The 1,437-nt window shown below is 32.9% G+C and carries 2 protein-coding genes; both read left to right on the forward strand.

Translation table 11 applies throughout. From position 1 onward, the window contains the following. Nucleotides 1–271: 271 nt before the first annotated feature. On the forward strand, nucleotides 272–1,030 hold the full coding sequence (locus tag F6K13_RS33080) for a DUF4336 domain-containing protein (protein WP_124143937.1): 759 nt from the start codon (nucleotides 272–274) through the stop codon (nucleotides 1,028–1,030). An 85-nt stretch (nucleotides 1,031–1,115) separates the two neighbouring features. After that, entirely contained in the window at nucleotides 1,116–1,238 is a 123-nt protein-coding gene (locus F6K13_RS33085; protein ID WP_275670311.1) for a hypothetical protein, read from the forward strand. Nucleotides 1,239–1,437 lie beyond the last annotated feature (199 nt).

Below are 1,437 nucleotides of genomic sequence, written 5' to 3' on the forward strand. Positions count from 1 at the left end.
TAGGGAAGAAATTCCAGTAGTGGACTGACACACCTAATTTTTTGCATTAGGGAGTAGAGGAGTAGGGGAGTAGGGGAGATAAAGACACCTAGAAATAACAATCTATTGCACAGTTTTAGCTGTGTCAGTTTACTACAAGTAAAATTTACAAGTAAAATTCGATGCACTAAATAAAGCTTAAAACTCAGAGCAATATTTTTCCTTCTTGCTTCTTGCTTCTTGCTTCTTGCTTCTTACTTCTTAAGCATAAAACTCAAAAATAGGTTTTCCTATGAGTCAAAATATTATCGATTTATATGAACCAATTAATATTCCTAAAATAGTAGATGAAAATATTTGGATTGTTGATGGAGGAATTGTCACAATGGCAATGTATGGAACCAGGATTCCATTTCCTACACGCATGACAATTGTGCGACTAAAAAATGGTGAATTATGGTGTCATTCTCCCATAGAATTAACCCCAAAATTAAAAGCAGAAATTGATAAATTAGGTTTAGTGCGTCACTTAATTTCACCTAACAAAATTCATTATACTTACATTCATAATTGGGCAAAGGCTTATCCAGAAGCTACTGCATGGGCATCACCAGGAGTTTTAGAACGAGCAGCACAACAGAAAATTGAGGTGACTTTTCATACTTTTTTAGCAGATGAAGCGCCCGTTGAATGGTCAGAAGAAATTGCTCAATTAATTTTTCGAGGTAGTAGATTTATGGATGAAGTAGTTTTTTTTCATCGCCAAAGTTCTACCCTTATTCTGACAGATTTGATTGAAAATTTTGAGCTGAATAAAGTTAGTAAAAAATTTGGTTTTCTCATAAAGTTGATTGGTTGTGCAGCTCCAAATGGTAAAACACCACTGGATTTGCGAGTAACATTTTGGGGGCGAAAAAATCAAGCTCGTGACTGTTTCAAGCAGATGTTAAAATGGGAGCCTCAAAAAATTATTTTATCCCACGGAAAATGGTATGAAAAAAATGGTACTGCTGAATTAAATCGAGCTTTTGCTTGGTTAGGAAAGAGTTAACGAAGTCAGAAGTCAGAAGTCAGAAGCTATTAATGTGACTTTTCAAAAGTTTTGTATGCTTTAGCGTAAAAGGAAAATTTTTTTGATGACGAACGACTTTTTTGTCAATATCGACCTATCAAAAAAAATAGCATCATCTTACTCACTACCAAATATCCTCATCGGAGCAGCTCATCAACTTATTCAACATTTGATGATGGATAATTAAGTAGATATTATATTTCCCATTACTATCTTATAGTCCTAATATATTAATTTGAATATCGTCAAGAGAAATGTCAGAAACTAATAATAAAAAAGAAGATATTTCACTATTGCAAGCTTGGCAGAAAAAAATTGAGTTAGCTAATACTAATAATATATTTTGTCATTCCATCAGTTTTTTTGTTAGTGAAATTTGTTTGATT

The sequence above is a fragment of the Okeania sp. SIO2B9 genome (assembly GCF_010672505.1).
In the GTDB taxonomy this organism is placed as follows: Bacteria; Cyanobacteriota; Cyanobacteriia; order Cyanobacteriales; family Microcoleaceae; genus Okeania; species Okeania hirsuta.

Coding starts and splice junctions, on each gene's coding strand:
- F6K13_RS33080 (WP_124143937.1), top strand. CDS start 272: ATGAGTCAAAATATTATCGATTTATATGAACCAATTAATATTCCTAAA.
- F6K13_RS33085 (WP_275670311.1), top strand. CDS start 1,116: ATGACGAACGACTTTTTTGTCAATATCGACCTATCAAAAAAAATAGCA.